This is a genomic window from Enterobacter sp. ECC-175 (assembly GCF_043968675.1).
Classification (GTDB): domain Bacteria; phylum Pseudomonadota; class Gammaproteobacteria; order Enterobacterales; family Enterobacteriaceae; genus Enterobacter.
The window spans coordinates 1,116,650-1,132,301 of sequence record NZ_CP143776.1 but is presented as its reverse complement, the minus strand read 5'-3'; the positions used below and the strand labels follow the sequence as shown (position 1 = coordinate 1,132,301).

At 55.0% G+C, this 15,652-nt stretch carries 10 protein-coding genes; 4 read left to right on the top strand and 6 right to left on the bottom strand.

Annotation, left to right across the window (positions count from 1 at the left end):
* Positions 1-19: 19 nt before the first annotated feature.
* Positions 20-1,228, top strand: coding sequence for a hypothetical protein (locus V1599_RS05325; RefSeq protein WP_395301134.1), 1,209 nt, complete (start codon positions 20-22; stop codon positions 1,226-1,228).
* A gap of 155 nt (positions 1,229-1,383) precedes the next feature.
* Positions 1,384-2,487: a hypothetical protein gene (locus V1599_RS05320; protein ID WP_395301133.1), complete on the top strand. Its 1,104-nt coding sequence runs from the start codon at positions 1,384-1,386 to the stop codon at positions 2,485-2,487.
* 186 nt (positions 2,488-2,673) lie between these two features.
* Here V1599_RS05320 and V1599_RS05315 read toward each other — a convergent pair whose 3' ends face one another.
* From V1599_RS05315 to tamA, 3 genes are read right to left on the bottom strand one after another with little or no spacing between them, the layout of a single operon-like run.
* Entirely contained in the window at positions 2,674-3,018 is a 345-nt protein-coding gene (locus V1599_RS05315) for a gamma-glutamylcyclotransferase (RefSeq protein WP_395301132.1), read from the bottom strand.
* Positions 3,019-3,020: 2 nt separating this feature from the next.
* Complete coding sequence (gene tamB, locus V1599_RS05310) at positions 3,021-6,797, bottom strand: autotransporter assembly complex protein TamB (RefSeq protein ID WP_112012042.1); 3,777 nt, start codon at positions 6,795-6,797, stop codon at positions 3,021-3,023.
* Entirely contained in the window at positions 6,794-8,527 is a 1,734-nt protein-coding gene (tamA, locus tag V1599_RS05305; protein WP_112012041.1) for an autotransporter assembly complex protein TamA, read from the bottom strand. Before tamA ends, tamB begins: the two co-directional genes overlap by 4 nt.
* 224 nt (positions 8,528-8,751) lie before the next feature.
* On the opposite strand from tamA, the gene msrA reads away from it, so the two are divergent.
* Positions 8,752-9,393, top strand: coding sequence for a peptide-methionine (S)-S-oxide reductase MsrA (gene msrA, locus V1599_RS05300; RefSeq protein WP_112012040.1), 642 nt, complete (start codon positions 8,752-8,754; stop codon positions 9,391-9,393).
* A gap of 24 nt (positions 9,394-9,417) precedes the next feature.
* On the opposite strand, the gene V1599_RS05295 is transcribed toward msrA, so the two are convergent.
* Positions 9,418-10,512, bottom strand: a complete 1,095-nt coding sequence (locus V1599_RS05295; RefSeq protein ID WP_297121437.1) for an EAL domain-containing protein — start codon at positions 10,510-10,512, stop codon at positions 9,418-9,420.
* An 850-nt stretch (positions 10,513-11,362) separates the two neighbouring features.
* Between V1599_RS05295 and V1599_RS05290 the strand changes: the two genes are divergently transcribed.
* Positions 11,363-12,247 (top strand): MarR family transcriptional regulator, encoded by an 885-nt coding sequence (locus V1599_RS05290; protein ID WP_112012038.1) that lies wholly within the window; start codon positions 11,363-11,365, stop codon positions 12,245-12,247.
* 32 nt (positions 12,248-12,279) lie between these two features.
* Here the strand turns inward: V1599_RS05290 and V1599_RS05285 are convergent, their stop codons facing one another.
* Entirely contained in the window at positions 12,280-13,455 is a 1,176-nt protein-coding gene (locus V1599_RS05285) for an HlyD family type I secretion periplasmic adaptor subunit (RefSeq protein ID WP_112012037.1), read from the bottom strand.
* Positions 13,452-15,626, bottom strand: coding sequence for a type I secretion system permease/ATPase (locus V1599_RS05280; protein WP_395301131.1), 2,175 nt, complete (start codon positions 15,624-15,626; stop codon positions 13,452-13,454). The genes V1599_RS05285 and V1599_RS05280 overlap by 4 nt, the downstream gene beginning before the upstream one ends.
* Positions 15,627-15,652: the final 26 nt, after the last annotated feature.

Here is a 15,652-nt window from a genome sequence, read left to right as displayed (position 1 = left end):
CTTTCAGGGATTGATTCTGATGAATACTCACACCTTCAAACTGCATTTCACCGGGTTTACGACTGGCGAATCCAAAGGTCTCCATTATCTTCGTCTGATTACCGACAAGGGTATTTTCTATACCGATAAACGTTATTTTCAGGACTGCTCATTATTTGCACGACTTAAAAAAGAGTCGACGATTTACGTAGGCGCTCACCAATTAAAAGACGGTACATTCTGGATACACTGGATTACCGATGGCGAGATTATGCTGGAACCTGAGCACGCGAAACGTCGCTATCATCCGTCGTTTCTGATCGCGCTTATCAGCATAATAATTTTTACCCTAAGCGGTTTTCTGACATTGCATCCCCCCTTCGACTGGCCAATATTTCCATTTATGATAGTTGCCATCCTTTCTTTTGGATTATCTTTTTACCAGTTGGTGAAATTATTCTTCTATATCGCCCTGCTCAGACATAAAGGGATGCGCGATTTAAAAGAAAAAATGGAACTCGCCAGACGAGGGGAATATGGATGTTGCCAAGATTCTGGTGAAGCGTATTCAAAACAACGCGATGTTCAACTTCAGCCCTCACTTATCACATCTTTACCGACGCGCTACGCCATTGCTGAAGGAGAGGTTCTGCATCCTGAATTTTCAACATGGACGACGGGATCCGGAAAATACCGCAGAGACTTTCATGGTATCCAGTTTCAATGTGCAGGACATAAATTATTATTTAAATGGCAGGTGAGCGATTTCATCGTCCCTATCCCAGCTATTTTTACGCGCCAATGTCCGCCTTTTTTGGCGGAAAATGATAATGTACTGGCTGTGTATCATAAAAACTCTTGCCAAATTGATGCTCTACATAATATTACCGATGACCGAGTTTATCTGAAAAGAAATAATTTCTGTATAACCAATGGGATGAAACGTGCCGCCTACAAATTCTTCTACCTGGCTCTGCCCTGCATCTTCCTTATTGTCAGCACACTAATTTATTATTTCGATATCGAGTCACTTTCCCAATGGGACTGGTTGAAATACGGCGATTCAATGCTGGATATGGTGATTCTCGCTTTCTGGTGTAGCAATATTATTCTGGTGATAATAGAAGTGGTGTCATTTATCCTGAATACTTTTTCACCTCAGGTGGATGACTGGTTAAAACTGAGCAAGATCCTGAAGCAAACCATTGTCACTTCAGGTGATGTAGCCAAAATTCAGGAGCTGCCATAATGTTTAGCTCAGCTCGCGGCAGGTTGTTATTACTTTTTATCACGTCTGTTGTTGTTTTCTGTTACGCAGGGATAAATTTATATGGCTTCTTTCTACCTGGGCCAGAATGGCGTGCTCGTCATAGCAGCATAACTCCCCCACCTGGAGCTGATCATATGAAAATTAACAGCTTTCAGGATGGAGCATTACTGATTGAACCGAAAAAACTCTATCCTGACGATTATGACTATGAAAATAACATCATCGATTATCATCAATATCTTTCCCCGCCATCCCCTTTGTTGCTGAATTTACAGATTGAAGAGCAGCGTGAAAAGTTAATTCGGGGTACCAACGATGCCTTGTCATATATGAATAGTAAATCGATGAGCCGTATTATGCGAGTCGATACTAATGGCGAGTTACAGGTTAAGGCCCTTTGGTTGGGGAGTATTGAAACCCATTCCTGTAGCGCGAATGGAAAATGCTATTTTGTGGGTTCTTCTCCTTTCTGGGGCGATAGCACAACCTCTGTATGGTATAGCGCCAATGGCGGTGACAATTGGCAGCAACTGAAAAACTGGACCTTCCCGGCGGAAAATAGCCTCTCAGAAATCCATTTATGGAAAATCGTAAAAGCGGAGGATAACGGTCAGATCTGGCTGGCAGACGATGTTACCCTTTATTCATCTACCGATCAGGGACGTCACTGGCAACGTCGCGTTGATACCGCCGCATTTTTAAAGCGAAATGGCATACACCCCCATTATACTGAGGAGGGTAATCCATTAAGTCAATTAAACTGGCTTATTGATAATCAGCAACATATTGTTGCCGATGTTGAGGTTCTCGTTCGTTATGACGATGGTTTAAGAGAGCGGCGTTTCCTTTATCTTTTGAATGGCAAATATCCAGATGAGATGTTAGGGGCTGATATTAACGCTGCAGCGCTTTCTGCTGATGGGAACATTTTTTTCACGCAGCGCGGAGAAAATTATGCACGATACGGGCTGTACCGGCTTCAAGACAATGGGATGCCTGAACAGGTTTTGGAACATATTGATCGCCTGTCATCGATAAAGATCGGCCTCAATAGTTGGTTCATTGGTAAAGGTTCGGGCGATGCCTTCCACTGGTATGTCTCTTATGATCAAGGTGAGCAATGGCGTCGGATGCGTCCCTTATCAGATGAGGCAATATTTGATAACTGGCACGATCGCTTCCTTAAATTCTCTGCTCACAGTCAGTCTGAGACTTACTGGACAACCGATTACAGATGATCCTGTACTTTATGATTTTTGAGAAGACCTGAAAAAGGATGCTAAAGCGGCTAATGCTGAGATCGTTGCTTCCTTCAGCAATCATCTTATCCGGCCAGTTCCTGTACAGAATAGATAAGCTTCCCATCGGATGTTCACAAAAAAAACAGCGCCACCCGAGGGTGGCGCTGTTCATTTCAATCGTGATCAGTACAGATCTCTGTCCAACCAGTTACCGCTTTCTATCAGCTTCAGTCCCTCGACGGGACGCTGATAGACATACATCCAGGCGCTCCCATAAGGAGTCTGGATCAACTGACGTGCGTACTCACCGCCCCTGGTGCGCAAGGCATCAAGTTCGGCAAGCGTGGCATTATCAATACGATAAACCTCACCCTGTACCGTTCCGTTTCCGGGAACCGCGCCTGGATAGTGGCCCAGACTGTACAACTGGTAGTTTTCGATATTGTAATTTCCCAGCAGCAGGGCGTTAGTCATCCAGTGACTGTTGCCCTGCCTGGTGCGTAAACTGCCGTAAACAAATATTCGCATTGCTAAAACTCAAACTGATAGAGCAGATCAAGTGCCTGATCTACGCCAGACACTGCTTCCAGATATAGCTTAGGCATCAGGCGATAGCGTAGCGTGAGTGTGGCCAGCGAGTCAAAGATCCCCACGCCGTATTTCACCTGCAGACCCGGCAGTACATAGCCGCTGACCACCACCTGCGACGAGTCACCTACGCCCTGGGTGTCCAGCGCCAGATTGCTTACGCCAAACGTCTCGCCGATTTTACCCACAACCTGACCACTTTGTGCAACCCCCAGACCAACTAACATTGAGGTCATCGCCGCGCTGTCGCTTTGCCCGCTCTCCAGGCCCTGCCCGCGAAGCAGATAAGAGAGCGCTTCCTGCTGCGACATTGCCGGGTCGGAGAAGATCTCCGCTTTCGGTTCATCCGCCGAGCCGGTCACGCGCACCCCGGCAATCACGTCGTTCTCCGTGGCGTCTGGGTTACGGATCGCCTCGATGTTCAGCAGCGGCTGATCCGGTGGTCCGGAGAACAGCAGCTCGCCTTTACGCACAATCAAATCCTGCCCATAGGCGTGGAAGCGCCCCTGAGGAATATTGATTTGCCCGTTCAGACCAAGCCCCTGTTTATCCTGCGCAACCTTCAGGTCGCCGGTGAGTCTCGCCTTCAGCCCAAACGCATCCAACCGCACGTTGTTCCCCACGTGTACGATAAGATTACTATTGATCGGTATGCCCGCGCTCTTCTCTTCGACAGGTTTCAGATTTTCATTGAGCATAACTTCATCACTGGAGACGCCGACCGCGCTTTCCGGCACGTCGTGAACCACGATTCGCGCCCACGGCACGTCCACGCTGCCGTCCAGCGTGAAGAGGCTCGGCGTCGCTTCAAAGACCACGTCAGGCGATACGTCGAGGCGTACCATCGGCGGCACCGTAATGCGCACCCGGCTCCCCTTCGCCGCAATGCGCGCGCGCCAGTTTTCCAGCTGGCTCCAGTCGGCGTCGCCGCTGAGGTTAATTTCGCCCTGCTGCGTGCGCACCACCCCGGCAAGCGTCGAGCTTCTGCCGTTGAAGTTCATGGCGATCTGGCTCGGCTGCATATCGAACGGCATAAAGTTGCCGTCGATGTCGACGCCGTTAAGCCCCATCTGCCCGAACAGCTGCGGGTTCTGCGCATCCCCCGCCAGGCGCAGGTTAGCGTTCAGCATGCCCGCCGCTTTTTCGCCGCGCGAGAAGATCGGGTTTACCATCGCCAGGTTGAAGTTGCGAATGTTGACGTTGCCGCCCAGATTGCGCCGCCCCTGAGGATCGGTAATCTGCACTTTCCCGTCGAACTGGCCGTTGTTGGTCAGGCGGATCGTCCAGCCGAGCTCGGCGCGGTTGTTGTGCAGATCCGCATTCAGGTTGAGCGTGTCGAACGCCACCGGCAGCGAGGCGTCGTTGACCACCTGCGTCACCTTCACGTTACGCCCGGAGAGCGTCACACTGCCCTGCGGCAGCCCCTCTTTGGTGGTGTCCCACGCCACGTCTGCCTTGCCGCTGAAGACGCCGCTCGCCTGCGTGGTGTCAGGCATAAACGGTTTCAGCATCGCCAGATCGAAGCGGTTGAGGGTGATCTGCGCGCGCCCTTCCGCACCGGCATCAATAGTCTGCGGCACGCACAGCTCGGCGTTCGGGTTGGTCCAGCAGTGCGGCCCTATGCTGATTTTCTGCTCGGCGTTGCGGTAGTCCAGCGCGATGGACCGCGACAGCGCCAGCGGCCCGACCGGCGTGCTGAAGCGAGTATTATCCAGCGTGCCCTTCCAGCGTTCTTCCTTGCGGTCAAAGCTCCCGGTCAGATGCAGCTGCCCGGAGACCGGCTCGCCCTGCACCCGCAGCTGGAGGTCGTGCTGCTTCTCGTTGCCTTTGGCATCCAGCGTGACAAGGCCAATATTGACGTCCGGCTGGGAGATACGCTCCACGCGCAGGTTCAGGTTGCCGCCGATCTGGTCGGTGGATTTCACGTCACCTTCCACGCGAACGCGCGCAACGGAAAGCGCCTGCCAGCGCAGGTTATTGGCGGTGATATCGGCCAGCAGCTGCGGCGCATCCACCGTGCCGCGCACCTTGACCAGCCCTTTTGCCGTGCCGCCGAGGCCCGGCAGAGCGTTGTCCAGATTCGGCGCGTCGATGGTGGCGTCCAGATCAAGATCCTTCACCCCAAGCTCGCCTTTAATATCCGCGGTGTTACGCCCCAGCGCCACGTGCAGGCCGGGAATGACCCACTGCAGATAGCTGTTTCCCTTCAGGGAGCCATCGACGTTAACCTTATTCTGCTTCACGTTGCCGGAGAGCTTGATCTCCGGCACGTCCATCTGCCAGGTGCCGCCGTAGAGGCTGCCGCGGGTTTTGATCAGCCCGTCGAGTTTTGACGGCCACTCCGGCACCTCTTTCGCCGTGTTGATGCCCGTCAGCTTCAGCTCGCCGCGCCAGCTGATCGCCTGCTGCCAGTCCAGCAGCGCGGTCAGCTCGGTTTTGCCTTCCAGCGCCGCCACGGTCAGCTTGTCGAGATTGACCTGCTGCTCGTTGCCTTTTGCATCCAGGGTGATGTTTGCAGGCGGCACGCCCTGCCCCTTCACCGCGGTGCGGAACGACAGCGTGTAATCGGTCATCTTGCCGCTCAGCTTCAGCTTCAGGTCGTCGGCCTGGAACTGTTTTTCACCGGTAAACGGCCAGTACAGCTGCTTGCTGACAACCTCAAGGTTGATCGGCAGCCCGGCTTCCGCCAGCTGCGCTTGCGCGCGCAGGACCATATCCACCGGGCCGGAGAGATTCACGCCGACATCCAGCTTCTCGCGCAGCGCGCCGCCGACCTTCAGCTTCACCTTCTCGCCCTTCAGCGGGTCGACGTTGAGCGCGCTGTTGAGCGTGATATCCACCGGCCAGCTGTCGCGCAGGAGGGCATGCCCTGACGCGTTAACCGATCCCTGATTGGTGTCGATATCCAGCGCGTCCAGCTTCATATTGCCGTCGATGCTGCTGACTTTGAGGAGCAGGTTGTACACCGTGAGATCGGTATCGCCCGTCAGGCGCAGCTGCTCGCCCTTAAACTCTTCAATATTGAGGTTAAGCGGCAGATGGACGTCGGTCATTTCCGGCAGCACCGGTTTGGAGAAGAGGTCCTTCAGGGTTTCGCCCAGCGGCTTCTCTTCCGGCTGCGGATTCTGGATCTTCGGCTCGACGATCTCCTCCTGCGCCACGTCCGCCACTTTCGGCAGGGCAATCAGCAGCCCCTGCAGCGAGGTAGGCGTCAGAGTGAGGTTTTTCTCCTGCCAGCGCAGGCCGGAGGTGAAATCCATCACCGACACCGTGGTGTCGTCGATCTTGATATTGACGTTATCCAGCGCGACCCGATAAAGCGCAATCGGGTACGGCGTGGAGAGGTTCAGCGGGCCGCTGTCCTCCTCTTCAACCGGCGCAGACTTCGGCATTTTTTTTGAATCTATCGCCACGTTAACGTCTTTTAGCGACAGATCGTTAACGCAGAGCTTGCTGTCCCGCAGGCAGCCGAGCTTCACCGCCAGATGAAACTCGCCGGCGTTGACCGCCACGCCAGGCTGCTCATAACGCAGGTTCTTCACGCGCAGATCGCGCCAGCCGCCCGTCACCTGGCCAATTTCCAGCCCCGGCACCCAGCGGTTCGCGGCGTTAAACAGCAGGTGCAGGCCGGTGGTGGTGCCCACCAGGAACGCCACCGTACCGAGCAGCAGCACGATAAAAATCAGCACCCCGAGGCTTATCTTCTTCCATAAACTCATAATTCAGGCCCCAGACCGATGTAAAACTGTAAACCGTGTTCTTCTTTGTCGCCGACCGGAACGGCGAAGTCGAGCTTGATGGGCCCGACCGGAGACTGCCAGCGCACGCCCACGCCCGCGCCGGTTTTGAAATCGCTCTGGCGGATATCGCTTACCGCCTCGCCGCCGTCGACGAACATGGCGCCCCACCATTTGCCGCTGACGTTGTACTGGTACTCCAGCGAGCCGGTCGCCAGCTTGGACGCACCGATTAGCTTGCCGTCGTCGTCTTTAGGCGCGATGGATTTGTATTTGTACCCGCGAATGCTGCGGTCGCCCCCGGCGAAGAAGCGCAGGTCCGGCGGGACTTTGTCGAAATCGCCGGTCTCGATCCAGCCGAGGTTGCCGCGCACCACGAAGCGGTGCTTGTCATACAGCGTGCGGATCCAGACGTTTTGCGCCTGAATCACCGAGAAATCCACATCGGAACCCCACATGGTATTGGAGTAATCAATGGAGTAGCGCTGGGAATCGCCCCAGGTCGGCATCAGGCCGCCGCGCGAGCGGGTCCGGCTGATCATCACGCCCGGGTAAAGCAGCATGGTGGTGTTGGTGACGTTGGCCTGGGTAAAGTGGTCGAGGCTCCAGCGCAGGTTAATGGCGCGCTGCCAGCCGCTGGACAAGTCCCAGTAGCGGGAGACCGCAAGCGTGGTGGAGTCCGCCTCGGTATCGTTGAGATCGGTACGCTTGAAGCCGCCCTGCACCAGGTAATATTGCTCGAGCGGGTTTTTCAGCAGCGGCATTTTGTAGCTGAAATCGAGCTGCTGCTCGGGCGCCGAGATGCTGGCGCTGGTCGTCAGACTGTGGCCGTAAGAGTTCATCCACGGCTTTTTCCACGTCGCCTTAACGCGCGGCCCCACGTCGGTGGAGTAGCCCACGCCGGTTTCAATCGTGTTCTCGGTGCGCGGCGATACCACGCCGTGCAGCGGCAACACCTTGGTCTTGCGGGATTTTTCAAACTCCGGCGCAACGACGACAGAGTTAAACCAGCCGGTCGCCGACAGGCGGCGGTTGAGTTCGGCCAGGTCTTTCGACTGGTAATAATCGCCTTGCTTAAACGGCACCAGGTTTTGCAAATACTCTTCGCGGATTTGCGAGCCTTCGAACGTCACCTCGCCGAAGCGGTAGCGCTCGCCGCTGTCGTAATCGATATCCCAGAACGCCTGATGGCGGTCCAGCGCAACGCCCAGCTGGCTTTTATCAAACTGGCTGTCGAAATAGCCCTTGCGCAGCGAGACGCTGGTCAGTGACTTTTTAAAGTGGTCGTAATCGCCGTGGTTAAGCACGGTGCCCACCTTCGGGCGCGTGCTTAACAGGTCGAGAAAATCGCGATCGGTACGCGCGCCGCCGCGCAGGATGACGTTGGTGCCGCCAATTTTGACCGGCTCGCCCGGCGAGACGCGGGCAATCAGCACCTGGCGCCCTTTGGCCGGCGGCGGACGCAGATCGAAGTCAATCGTCGGCTCATAATAGCCCAGCGCTTTTAGCCCCTCGCGGATGGCATCATCAACGCGCGCGCGAAAGCGGCGGTCCGGGGTGACTTCGTCACTCTCAATGGTAGACAGCTGCGCGCGTACGTTTTTTTCCAGCGCCCCGGATAACCCCTCAACCTGCAAACGAACATTCGCCGCACTGGCGACTCCGCTTGTCAGCAAAAGACTGACTAAACATAACTGGCGGATTTTTGGCACGTTTTCTCCTGAATATCCTTGTGTCCACCCCTGGAAGCAAATGAAGTGCCGCTCCGCGGCCTTGACGGCTAATTAGCCCAAAACCCCATTCAAGGGTTGAAAAAGGGTATAACACCCAAATATTTCTTATGATTAAATCTAGACTCATTCAGCACGTTTATTGTGTTCAATTAAACGCGCCGTGACAACCTTAACCGAAACATCGCTCCCCGGGAGGCCCCACCGTGAGTTTATTCAACAAACAGCATCTTGTTTCTCAGGCCGATGCATTACCGGGACGAAACACCCCTATGCCCGTAGCGACTTTACACGCTGTAAACGGTCATTCAATGACAAATGTTCCTGATGGAATGGAAATCGCATTGTTCGCTATGGGCTGCTTCTGGGGCGTTGAACGCCTGTTCTGGCAATTGCCCGGCGTCTACAGCACCGCGGCGGGCTATACCGGCGGATACACGCCGAACCCAACCTACCGTGAAGTGTGCTCCGGCGATACCGGCCATGCGGAAGCCGTGCGCGTGGTCTATGACCCGAACGTGATTCGCTACGAGCAGCTGCTGCAGGTCTTTTGGGAAAATCATGACCCGGCCCAGGGGATGCGCCAGGGCAACGACAGCGGCACGCAGTATCGCTCCGCAATCTACCCGCTCACGCCCGAGCAGGACAGCGCCGCCCGCGCCAGCCTGGAACGCTTCCAGCAAGCCATGCATGACGCAGGCGACTCGCGCCAGGTGACGACGGAGATCGCCACCGCAAAACCGTTTTACTATGCAGAAGACGATCATCAGCAGTATCTGCATAAAAACCCGTACGGCTATTGCGGCATCGGCGGGATTGGCGTCTGCCTGCCGCCGCAGCTGGCGTAAGACGGCAGGGTCAGGGATGACCCGCTAGCTCACCGCATCAGGCGTAACCGCGTTTAACCGGTATAGCGTATCGTCCAGCCCCGCTTCCTTTACCGGCGGCGAGAAAAGGAAGCCCTGAAAGCGGGGGACCCCCATTTCAGCCAGCGCGGCGAATTTTTCCTGACTATCTACGCCTTCGGCCACGCAGTCGCACCCCGTCATCTGGCTGAAATAGATAAGCGCTTTTATCAGGCTAGAGTCGGTTTCGCTCGCGGCGAAGGTGTCGATCAGATCTTTATCCAGCTTCAGGCCGTCGAAATGTATTTGTCTTACCGGGAACATCACGTGATCCCGTGAGAAGCAATCATCAAGATACAGCTTGCAGCCGGTTTCTTTCACCCTTGCCATGGTATTAACAATATCTTTGTCCTGCGTGATATCGATATTTTCCGCAAATTCAAAAACCAGCCTGTCGGCCCACGCGGGATTATGCAACAGCTCGAGCGCCTTTTTGGCCATCCCCGGCAGCGCATTGCCTGAAGCAAGCACCGCCGGAATATTAACGGCAAAGTAATATGCCCCTTTATATTTATTGACCGCGCGCACCGCGGCGTTGATGACAATAGCCGTCAGCTTCAGCCAAATATAGCGGCTGCGTAAATTGTGCAGAAAATCGCACGGCATCAGCAGCGTATTGTCACGCTGCCAGCGCAGCAAAATTTCAAATCCTACGGCGCGCCGCTGGCGATCGACAATCGCCTGATAAACGGGGAAAATTTCATTTTTTTCAATCGCTTTCGCGACGTTCTCATCCGTAAAAATCAGCTCGTGATTGACGGACGTCTGCACCGCGAGCGGTGCGTTCTGCTTGCCCGGCGCGCCGTTGACGCAGTGCATGGCGGGCTGCAGCTTCTGCAGCGCCTTTTGCCTGTGAATATAGATTGTTTTGATCGAGATGCCGTCGCGCAGGGATTGCTGCTTAACGGTTAGCCCGCGGAAGAAATAGATTGCCGCATCAAGCTCTCTCTCGGTTAGCCCCTCAAAAATATATCCTTGATGCAATTCTTCCTGAATGGCCACCGGCTCAAGCAGAACGAAATCATCAGAGGAAATACTCTCTTTCCTGTTTTTACAGGGCATGACGTAAATCTGCTTTAATTTTTTCTTATCAATAACGAGAGAGGCAAACATTCTGAATAACCAGCTTGCTGACCCCTGACCGAAAGCAATAACCTCTACACTTGCTTCGCAATTATTGATAATATCAACGGTCTTTTTTAATGCTTCCAGAACATTTCCCACACCGCTGTGAAAGAAAACAAAGAGTCTGGATGCGGAAGCCGTCTGCGATAATATACACTCATCGTTACTGGCCTCTTCTACATCGTAAGACACTCTTTTGATCGCGATATTCTCTTGTTTTAGTAATCCGGCCAGACCTGCAAAAGCAAAATTGCAGCCAGAAATAACGGATACCATATTATGCGTTGAAATCCTGTCCATAACTATTTCCTGTCATGCATGCGTACTAAAGCAATAATGTTGAATGTCATCAAACAATATAAATAATACCCACAAAGGGGTATTTCATAGATTTTTTTATAATCGGAATGTCGCGCGCTTACTCCATCCGGCTAACAAAATGGTAGCAAAACAACTACCATTGCACCATATCTCACCAAACAAAAAGCGCTAATACACAACATTTATTCTCTTCTTTATAATAAAAAGAAATATAAAACCACATAATCCGCAGGGCAAAGCCTGTACAAATTTGCGCTTATTTCCCTCTGTGGTTAACGCAATTTTATCTGGCTGTTAAGAGATGCAGGTTAAGACGAGCACGAAGGTGTAACAAAATGCGCAAATGCGGCATAAAGCTTATATTTCGGTAAAGTCGAGCGTAAGTTTCATTTATTCCGTGTATAATATAATCTAGATTTATAAGTAGAGAAAATACACAAAACACTTCTTTTTAATAAGGCCATTTATGGATATACATGTTTCCATTGATGCACTCCTGCATCGTAGAAACTTTATAAAAAAGAACCTCCGCTTCCATGAAGCGATAAAAGAACACTATGACATCAACGATGCCATCTATAAGAAACAGCCTCTTTTTTATAAAGTCATGCTCCAGGAATCGCGTTTTAATATTGTCCTTTCAATGTGCTGTTTCGTGTTTGGTAACCAGGCGTCATCCGTGTCAGAGATCAAGACGCTGTGCTCACGCTACGGTATTGCCAGCCCTAACAGCGTTATCGCCATCATCACATTATTGAAAACGACGCACCGTATAAAAACCTGGCGCAGCGAAGACGACCGACGAAAAGTGTTAATCGAGCCCACGCAAAAGGGTCTCGATGAACTCAAGCGCTACATGGCCGGCGCGTTTTTACCCGTTAAGCATCTTTTCCCGGACAATAATATTAACGTTGACCTTCTCGATAATGACACCCTGCGGAATAATTTCTTCCGCCGCGCGGCGGAATATCTTTTCCGCGGCGTAACGTTCAAGAAGATATTCCCGGAGGTCGGGTTATTCATCGAAAAGGACGGCGGAAGAATGATTATGCTGTATCTCTATCTCCAGGCGAGACGGCATCTCAATGCGCGCGGGGCCATTATTGAGTATTCAGCAAGCGTGCTGGCAAAAGAATTTTTTGTTTCGCGCATTCACGTTCATCGCATCATTAAATCCGCAGAAGAGGCTGGCTACCTTAAAGATCGCGGTGACGGTACGCTTGACGTTCGCCAGTGCTTTATCGAGCTGGTTGAAAATTACGCGGCGCTCTATTTTGCCTACGTCACCCACTACCTCAATATTCATCCGGTAGAAAGACGACAGCCTCAGCAGGCCGTGCTTCAAAAATAACAATAGCGATCGGGAGACCGATCGCCACTGGCTTATCTTTCGCGCAGCGCTTCTTTCGCTTTGTTAAGCGGTTTCAGCAAATAGTCGAGAATCGTTTTATTACCGGTTTTGATATCCACCGTGGCAATCATCCCCGGGAAAATAGGGAACGTTTTGCCCTGCTTGTTGGTCAGGTGGTTGTCGCTGGTGCGGATATACACGCGGTAATAATAAATATCGCGCTTGACCTCGTCCTGAATCGTATCCGGCGAGATCAGGGTCACTTCGCCGTCCAGCCCGCCGTAGATGGAGTAGTCATAGGCGGTAATTTTCACCAGCGCCCGCTGGCCCGGATGGATAAAGGCGACGTCGCGCGGCGAGATTTTCGCTTCAATGACCATCTGATCGTCCAGCGGCACCAGGGTCATCAGCTTGCCGTTTGGCGGAATGACGCCGCCAACGGTGGTCACGTCGATATCCTTAACGATGCCGCGGACCGGCGCGTTGAAGGTCAGGCGGGTCAACGAATCTTCACGCCCCTTCATCACCGAACGCTGCGCCTCAATTTCCGCGTTGGCTTTCGCCAGCTCTTCCCGGGCGCGGACGTAGTACTGGTTTTGCATCTCGGTCATTTTGTTCTCCAGCTCGTTTTTTTGACGCTGAAGACGCAGCACCTCGACGCTGCTGGCGGCTCCCTGCTTCACCAGCGGCTGGGTCAGAGAGAGCTCGCGCTGAACCAGCGCCGCCCCCTGACGAAGCCCGGCCATCCCTTTTTCGAGGCTGTCGCGGCGAGAGTTATACAGCGCCGTTTCCTGTTTCACTAGCTCTACGTCGTCGTCCAGCTCGGCGGGAAATACCAGCGGCGTGTCGTTCACTTCGGCACTCAGCCGTGCCGCCGTGGCCATCGCCGCGTTGAGGCGCGATTCGCTCTCCAGCACGCTGGACTCCGTCTTGGTGCGATCCAGCTGGGCCAGCTGCTGCCCGCGCTCGACGATATCCCCTTCGTGGACCAGCAGCTTGTGGATGATGCCGCCCTCAAGAGACTGGATCACCTGCTCGTGCGAGGAGGGCACCACCTTGCCGCTGCCGGTGGTCACTTCGTCCAGGTGGAACAGGCTCGCCCAGGCGATAAAGACCGCCAGCAGGGCAAACAGGCTCCACGCCACCAGCGTCGAACGCGGCAGCTTAGGCTCCTGAAGGCGGCTGTTGTAGCGGGTTAAGTCGCTCATGCCGTGGCCTCCTGTTTTGGCTTCATGGTCACCGTGCGCTGCGGCGCGGCCTTCATCGGCGCCATGCCGTGGTCGCGAAGAATGACGTCGCGCGGGCCGTCCATCACGATTTTGCCGTTATCCAGCACGATGATGCGGTCCACCAGCTCAAGGATCGGCAGGCGATGGGTTGCCACCACCAGCGTGCGGTTTTTGCCGAGCCAGCCCTTCATCTGCTGGATAAACTGCTTCTCGCTCACCTCGTCGAGCCACGCCGTCGGCTCATCCAGCAGCAGGATGTTAGGCGAGGTCATCAGCGCGCGCGCCAGCAGCAGCGCCTGACGCTGCCCGCCGGACAGCCCGGCGCCGCCTTCGCTGATCGTATAGTTGAGGCCCATCTTCTGCTTGCGCACAAAGTCCAGCGCACCGCTCACCGTCAGCGCCTGGTGGATCTCCTCATCGGTCGCCAGCGGGTTGCCCATCACGATATTGTCGCGCACCGAGCCAAAGAAGAGCCGCGCCTGCTGGCTCAGGAGCTGCATATCGCGGCGCAGATCGGCCGGGTCAAGATGGTTCAGGGCGATATCGTCGAGCAGGATCGATCCCTGCTGCGGCTCCTGCATGCCGGCCAACAGCTGCAGCAGGGTGCTTTTGCCGGAGCCGTTACGCCCCAGCACCGCGATGCGCTCCCCGGCTTTGATATTCAGGCGGGCAATATTGAGCACGTTCAGCTTCTCTTCGTCATCGTAGTAAAACCCGACGTCCTCCAGCGCGTAGCGGCCGTACAGGTGCGATTTATGCACCTTTTTGCCGTGCTGCGGGTCGTCAATCGGGCGCTGCATCAGATCGTCCAGCCCCTTGCGCGCCACCTTCGCCGACTGCCAGCGCGACAGCACGCCGGAGATTTGCGCCAGCGGCGCGATGGTGCGCGAGGCCAGAATCGAGGTTCCCACCAGCGCGCCGGTGGTCATGTCGCCGCTGATGACCAGATAGCAGCCGACCAGCAGCACCACCGCGTAGACGATGGACTGCACTTCCTGGGTCCAGGTCAGCAGCATGCCGGTCAGCCAGCGCTGCTTCATCCCCACGCTTGCCGCCACGTCGTTGGTGTTGTTCCACTGGTTCTGAAAACGCTGCTCCGCGCGCATCAGCTTGATGTCCTCGATGCCCTGCACCGCTTCCACCAGCGTGGCGTTGCGGATGGCGGACTCGCGCATCCCTTCGCTGGAGAGCCGTCCGAGCGGGCGCTGCACCAGCAGGCCGGGGATCAGCAGCAGCGGCACCGCCAGCAGCACTACCAGCACCAGCGGGCCGCCGATCATCCACAGGATAAAGACGAACAGCAGGAAGAACGGCACGTCGGAAATCGCCGCGATGGTGGTGGAGGTGATCAGCTCGCGCACCGACTCCAGCTCGCGGATCTGGGCGATAAACGACCCGGTCGACTTCGAGCGCGCGCCGTTTTTAATGCGTAACGCGTGGGCAAACACGCGCTCGGAGATGCGCAGGTCGGCGCGCTTGCCGATGACGTCGGAGATGTGCACCCGCAGCATGCGCATGATGAACTCAAACAGGATCGCCACCATTACGCCGCCGAACAGCACCCACAGGGTCGCCTCTGACTGCGAGGGCACCACGCGGTCATACACCTGCATGGAGAAAATCATTCCGGAAAGCGCCAGCACGTTGGCGACCAGCGCCACCAGCATGATGTCGCTATAGCGCCGCCAGTCCTTGAGCGCCAGCTGCCAGAACCAGTTTTTCTCGTAAGGCTTGATGTAATCGTCAACGCGCGCGTCCGGCGTGGACTCCAGCGGACGGAGCACCAGCAGCGCCTTCAGGCGCGTGCCCAGCTCTTCGCGCGTAAGCACCGTTTCAAGCCCGCCGTCGCCGCTGAACTGCAGGCTGACGTTGCCGTCGTTGTCCATGCGGTTGATCACCGCGATTTGTCCGCCGGTAAATTCGGCCACCAGCGGCAGCCGCCACGGGTCGAGAAGCGTGGAGTCCGCCGGAGCCAGCCGCATGCCCAGCCCAAGCTGGCGCGCCATATCCTCCAGCACCTGCTGGCGCGGGGAGTGGCTTTCGTGATTGATCGTCACCCGGACGTGCTCCGTGGAGAAGTCCAGACGATAGTGCCGTGCGACGATGATCATGGCCTGAAGCCACGGCTCATAGAGCGGATGAGTTTTCATAATGCTACGTCCTGTCCAGCGCGTTA

Coding starts and splice junctions, on each gene's coding strand:
- V1599_RS05290 (WP_112012038.1), top strand. CDS start 11,363: ATGGATATACATGTTTCCATTGATGCACTCCTGCATCGTAGAAACTTT.
- V1599_RS05295 (WP_297121437.1), bottom strand. CDS start 10,512: ATGCCCTGTAAAAACAGGAAAGAGAGTATTTCCTCTGATGATTTCGTT.
- V1599_RS05285 (WP_112012037.1), bottom strand. CDS start 13,455: ATGAGCGACTTAACCCGCTACAACAGCCGCCTTCAGGAGCCTAAGCTG.
- V1599_RS05320 (WP_395301133.1), top strand. CDS start 1,384: ATGAAAATTAACAGCTTTCAGGATGGAGCATTACTGATTGAACCGAAA.
- tamB (WP_112012042.1), bottom strand. CDS start 6,797: ATGAGTTTATGGAAGAAGATAAGCCTCGGGGTGCTGATTTTTATCGTG.
- V1599_RS05280 (WP_395301131.1), bottom strand. CDS start 15,626: ATGAAAACTCATCCGCTCTATGAGCCGTGGCTTCAGGCCATGATCATC.
- V1599_RS05315 (WP_395301132.1), bottom strand. CDS start 3,018: ATGCGAATATTTGTTTACGGCAGTTTACGCACCAGGCAGGGCAACAGT.
- V1599_RS05325 (WP_395301134.1), top strand. CDS start 20: ATGAATACTCACACCTTCAAACTGCATTTCACCGGGTTTACGACTGGC.